The sequence below is a fragment of the Staphylococcus intermedius NCTC 11048 genome, assembly GCF_002902385.1.
GTDB lineage: Bacteria > Bacillota > Bacilli > Staphylococcales > Staphylococcaceae > Staphylococcus > Staphylococcus intermedius.
This window is the reverse complement of sequence record NZ_PPQH01000132.1, coordinates 1-5,904: the sequence shown is the minus strand read 5'-3', so window position 1 is coordinate 5,904 and position 5,904 is coordinate 1. Positions and strand designations below refer to the sequence as shown.

4 protein-coding genes are annotated in these 5,904 nt (G+C 31.9%); 3 read left to right on the top strand and 1 reads right to left on the bottom strand.

The features are described from left to right. Together CD138_RS13520 and CD138_RS13515 are read left to right on the top strand one after the other, a co-directional pair. Positions 1 to 1,760, top strand: a 1,760-nt coding sequence (locus CD138_RS13520) for a Rib/alpha-like domain-containing protein (protein WP_142380768.1), incomplete at its 5' end; no start/stop codon positions are given. Positions 1,761 to 1,810: 50 nt separating this feature from the next. Further along, positions 1,811 to 3,433, top strand: a complete 1,623-nt coding sequence (locus CD138_RS13515) for a poly(glycerol-phosphate) alpha-glucosyltransferase (RefSeq protein WP_026066789.1) — start codon at positions 1,811 to 1,813, stop codon at positions 3,431 to 3,433. Positions 3,434 to 3,499: 66 nt separating this feature from the next. On the opposite strand, the gene CD138_RS14420 is transcribed toward CD138_RS13515, so the two are convergent. Continuing rightward, a complete protein-coding gene (locus tag CD138_RS14420; protein WP_019167669.1) occupies positions 3,500 to 3,673 on the bottom strand; it encodes a hypothetical protein in 174 nt (57 codons plus the stop codon). Between the two features lie 80 nt (positions 3,674 to 3,753). On the opposite strand from CD138_RS14420, the gene CD138_RS13510 reads away from it, so the two are divergent. Further along, the gene (locus CD138_RS13510) at positions 3,754 to 5,787 is read left to right on the top strand and encodes a Mur ligase family protein (protein ID WP_019167670.1); all 2,034 of its coding nucleotides are present in this window, start codon (positions 3,754 to 3,756) and stop codon (positions 5,785 to 5,787) included. Positions 5,788 to 5,904 lie beyond the last annotated feature (117 nt).

Genomic DNA, 5,904 nt, shown 5'->3' with positions numbered 1-5,904 from the left:
CGAAACAAGAAGAGTCACCGGTAGAAGAAAGAACAGAAGCGAAACAAGAAGAGTCATCGGTAGAAGAAAGAACAGAAGCGAAACAAGAAGAGTCACTGGTAGAAGAAAGAACAGAAGCGAAACAAGAAGAGTCACTGGTAGAAGAAAGAACAGAAGCGAAACAAGAAGAGTCACTGGTAGAAGAAAGAACAGAAGCGAAACAAGAAGAGTCATCGGTAGAAGAAAGAACAGAAGCGAAACAAGAAGAGCAATCAGTTAACGATAAGATGACAAAGTTAATTCAAGAGAAAAATATTGAAAATATTGATTATGGAAGCTTGAATTCAGAAGAGTTTGCTTGGTTACTAAATTATATTTCTAATAATCCAAATAGTCCTAATAATTTTATGGTCAATAATGAACATGAAAGATCATATCGAGTGAGAAGAGCCGCAAGTAGTCAGAGTATTGAATTTGTTACAGAAATAGATAGAGATAAACCAGATGGAAGAAGTAAGCTATTAACTTTGAAGGGCTCATATGACCTTGACACAGATCAAGTAGAATGGGACTTAAATATAAAACTAATAGAAAATAGTTCTCCAGAATATTTATTTGTAACGGTCTCAACAGAAAATCAAGGTAAACTAGGAGAAGCAAAAATTACTAGTACATCTGTTCCATTTGAATCCATAGGAAATAATTCTACAATATCATATAAAAATTTTAGTGGGAAAGATGGTAAAACAGACCCTCAATGGAGAAGTAAAGATAAATTAAAAGCTGGAGAAGAAGTAACGTTTAAATTTATTACTCCTTTTACTGGTGATTTAGATGATTTAAAGAATATAGATGGTACAGACATGTTATTTACAGTAAAAACTGCATCTTTACCATTCCAAAGATATCAATCAGATTTTGGTAATAATGAAATTTATGCAACAGTTAGTGGATATGGTGGTTTTAATATTCCAAAAGAGCAACCAGAAAATGATCAATATGAGCCAACAGCTGGAGAAGTTGAAAAACCATATGGTGAAGAAACAACAGAAGAGGACGTAATAAGTAAAGTAACAGTTCCAGGTTATCCAGAAGATGGAGAGCAACCAGTGATTACGGTAAATAATCCAAGTGAATTACCAGATGGTAATACACCAGGAACAACAGAAGTACCTGTAACAGTAACGTATCCAGATGGAACAACAGATGAGATTACAGTACCTGTAACAGTTGGAGAGCAACCAGAAAAAGATCAATATGAACCAACAGCTGGAGAAGTTGAAAAGCCGTATGGTGAAGAGACAACAGAAGAAGACGTTACAAGTAAAGTAACGGTTCCAGGTTATCCAGAAGATGGAGAGCAACCAGAAACCGACGCAGATGCAGATGCAGATGCAGATGCGGATGCGGATGCTGACGCGGATGCGGATGCTGACGCCGATGCGGATGCTGACGCCGATGCGGATGCTGACGCCGATGCCGATGCGGATGCTGACGCGGATGCGGATGCCGACGCGGATGCGGATGCTGACGCGGATGCGGATGCTGACGCCGATGCCGATGCTGACGCCGACGCCGATGCCGATGCCGATGCTGACGCCGATGCCGATGCTGACGCCGATGCGGATGCTGACGCCGATGCCGATGCTGACAAAGAAAATGAGGAATTACCTGATACAGGTGAAAAAGCAAATAGTAGCCCAGTATTATTCGGAGCGTTATTTGCAGGATTAGGGTCATTACTATTGGCTAGTCGAAAAAAACGTCGTGAAGAAGATTAAAATATAGTTAAAGGGAGCAATTGCTCCCTTTAACTATTTATAAAGGAGAAATTGATTTGGAGAAAACCATTGAATTTTTGAGTCAAAAGATTATTGAGAAATATTCAGATGATAGTAAAGTGTTCATTAGCTTAGGAAATCCAAATATTAAAGCGTACGTAAAGTTAATAAAGAAGACTAAGAAAATGAAATATCAAGTCATGAAGCAAATTAATAAATATAAAAAAACTAATGGTAAATATCCAGAGTGGATTAAAATTGACGTTGTAACCAACGAGCAAGAAGTTAACTTTAATGATGTAGAAAGAAAATTAATTGAAACAAGAAGAAACTATATAGATTTTGGTTTCTCTTTAGATAAAAACTGGCAACTTGTATTTTTGCCTGAGGAAATTAATGCCAATGCTTTTGTTCGTCTTTCTAAAAAAAATAAAAATTTAAAAGAAATTGCAGAAAACAATATCACACATTATTTGAAGAAATACAAACGATTAAATAAAAGTTTTAAAGTTGAAGATTATAGAGATAAAAAAGTTATTACTTTCCATACAGCAGGATATTTTGTTGAAAATGAAGAGATTATTGATCTACATGATAAAGGATATATGAAAGGGATTCGTAAGTTAAAAACTTTGACTAAAGAGATCGACAAGCTTATAGAAACGAGTACTCAATATTTACAAAATGAGATTCAAGCCGATGGGAAATTTACTTATGGCTATTTTCCTCATTTTGATAGACAGATTAACCACTACAATGTATTGAGACATTCATCTTCAACATACGCATTGACAGAAGGTTTATTTTATTTAAATCAAGATACAAGTATCATAAAAAAGACGTTAAATTACATTATTGAAAATCATTTTTATGAAAAAGATAATAAAGGTTTTATCTTTGATGATACGAATTCTGTTAATGAAATAAAATTAGGACAAAATGCTTCTTTTATTTTCGCTGTGTGTGAATATTTAAAAGTTAATCCAAATGATGAAGTTTATTTAAAATACGCACAAAAGGTAGCTAGAGGGATTTTAGCCATGATTAACATGAATAATATGGAAACTATTCATGTTTTAAATTATCCTGATTTATCTATCAAAGAACGTTTTCGAATTGTTTACTATGACGGAGAAGCTTCATTAGCGCTCCTAAGATTATATCAATTAGATCAAAATCCAAATTGGTTAAACACTGTAGAAATGCTTTTTGAAAGATTTATAATTGAAAAATATTGGAAATTTAACGATCATTGGCTCGGTTATTGCACGAATGAACTTGTACAAATCACACCAAAAAAAGAATATTTTGAGTTTGGTATTAAAAATGTAGTGGGTAATTTAGATTACATTTATCAAAGAGAAACAACATTTCCAACTTTTTTAGAATTACTTATGGCGACTTATCATTTAGTTGAGGTTGCAAAAGAAAACGGGTTTGAAAAGTTAGTGAAAAGCATGCTTGACGAAGAAAAATTAATTAAAACAATTCATAAAAGAGCTAATTATCAAAGGACGGGTTATTTTTACCCTGAAGTTGCGATGTATTTTAAAAACCCACGCCGTATACTGGGGAGTTTCTTCATTAAGCACCATGGTTATCGTGTAAGAATAGATGATGTCGAGCATTATTTATCGGGATATGTGCAATATCAAAAAGCTTTCAAGCAATAGTATAGGTTCCTATTTACAATTACTTGTTTGAATTATAAAGACAAGCTAATTGTTAAATCTATAATATTACATAAACATTTTGATGAAGGAAATAAGTACCATTGATAAAACAATACATAAAAAAATGGCTCTAGGCTTATTCAAATTAGATGAGTTTGGTTCATTCTCATGAGTCTGGTTATCATTTAGTAATTCTTCTTCAATTTGTTTATTAATTTCTTCTAATTTTTTTTGTCTCATGAGTCCCCTCCTATTTAAATAAAATTATAAAACGTTTAGTGTTTCAATACAAATATTTTTAGTTAGAGAGGTTTTTTAAAATGTATACAGTTAAAGATATTGCTTATATATTAAAAGAGCTAGTTATTAAGACACAAAATTTAAACGATGAAATTATTAACGATTTTGAATACCAGTATCGTTTTGTTACTCATATGAATACAGCTTTTATCAGCATATCAAAAGGAACTTGGAAAAAGTGGTTAGGAAAAGAGCCTAAGATTTTATCAGGAAATGAACAACTTAAACAAAATAATCATCGATCGAGTTTAGTTATTACTGATGAGTTGATTAATGATTTAAATCCATCTACCCCTCAAATTATTGTAGACGATTCTATTGAAGCTATGCAAGTATTAGGAACATATTTTCGCGCTCAATTTCATAATCCCATCATTGCAGTAACAGGATCAATGGGTAAAAGTTCAACTAAGAGGATGATAAGCAAGGCACTTAGTAACTATCAGATTTTACAAAACAGAGGGAATGCCAATACACGCGTGCCCATTTTACTCAATCTTTGTAAATTAATAAAAAATCCAAACTTTGCTGTTTTTGAAATGTCTATTAATGCAATAAACAATAAAGGTAATTTATCCCTCATTGTAAAGCCACATTATACGATTGTGACAGGAATTGGCGAGGCGCATTTATCTACAATTAAAAATACTGAAGAAGTTGCTAAGTTTAAATCAAGAATATTTGCTGGTCAGAGTGACAACGATACTGCAATTATCAATGGTGACACAAAACATGTAAACTTATTGGAAAATGAAGCAAGAAAATGCGTAAATCATATCATTACTTATAGTCGCTATGACCATAATAAAGTTAAAATTACTGATAATAAGGGTTCTACCACAATTAGTATCCATGTGAATACAGAGGATGTTGAATTTACTATACCGACTGTAAGTGATGGTATGGTATCAAATGCCATTGCGACAGTTCATTTGTTACAATTACTTGATGTTGATTTAAAATCCTGCTTAAATCACTTGTCACAATTTAAACCTTTTAAAAAAGTGTTGGAAATAAAGAAAGTGATTACGCCAAGACTAAAAACAACTTTATTAGATGATACTCATAATGCTTCTTTACCAGCAATGCTTAATGCAATTGAGGCTTTTAACAAGCAATCCCAATTTTATACTGGAAACAAAATTATTGTGTTGGGAAAAATCAGTGATTTAGGTGATGAATCTGAAAAAATACATTTACAATTAGTTGGAAAATTAGAGCAGTCCAATGCAGACTATATTCTATGTATTGACTCTGAGATGAGAAAAGTGGTCAACAGAGTCAAGAATAAATCGATTACTTGGTATAGCGATCCGGAATTATTACTATATGATTTATTATATTTAGTAAATGAAGATGGTTTAACCTTATTAAAATCATCAGTAACAGGTACAAAATTACCTAAAATTGCTACAAAGTTATTTGAATATTTACAAAATGAAAATATTCAAATAAAAGAAAAGCAATATTTTCATTATTTTCCTATAGAAAAGACTTATGCTTATTTAAGTCAAGACGGTAAAATTGAAAATAATGTAGATCTCAATACACCAATAGCTATAGAAGGTATCACACCGCTTATTTATTATATTTACAGTCAAAAAAAGAAGTTAGTTAATAGAAAAATATATTTGAAAAAATGGCCAACAAACAATGAAACATATTTTACAGGAAAAGAAATAGAGTTAACTGATTTGATAAAGGCTATGATTAACAAAGCGCATCCTAGTTTGATTTATCAACTGGGGTATGAGCTTTTTGCAAATGAAATGGAACGTAGGAATTACATTTCAATATTTGTTGAAGAACATCGATTATCGCTTTCATCTTCTGTGAATGTGACAGGGAGGTTTAGACTCAAAGAGCGTCAAACATTTACCATTGATGATTTAGTAAAGATATATATAATGTATAATGATATTCTTTTTGAAAATACGAATGCTGTTATTTTTGGTGATAAATATTATCATGGCATGATAAAAGGTGTTCGTAAAAATTTGCTTATATTTGCTATGTATGAATCTACAGAAACACTCATTTCAGAATTACTGTAGGATGTTTGATTTATTATATCGCTGGTTCTGTTGCAAAGTTAAAAATCATATAATATAAATACAGAGAAATGAGAAAATAACCACATCTCCAGAAATAATCTATTGTTATTGCAGCAT

What these genes read in the sequence shown, in the direction of transcription:
- CD138_RS14420 (WP_019167669.1), bottom strand. Translation starts at nt 3,673, where the DNA reads ATGAGACAAAAAAAATTAGAAGAAATTAATAAACAAATTGAAGAAGAA.
- CD138_RS13510 (WP_019167670.1), top strand. Translation starts at nt 3,754, where the DNA reads ATGTATACAGTTAAAGATATTGCTTATATATTAAAAGAGCTAGTTATT.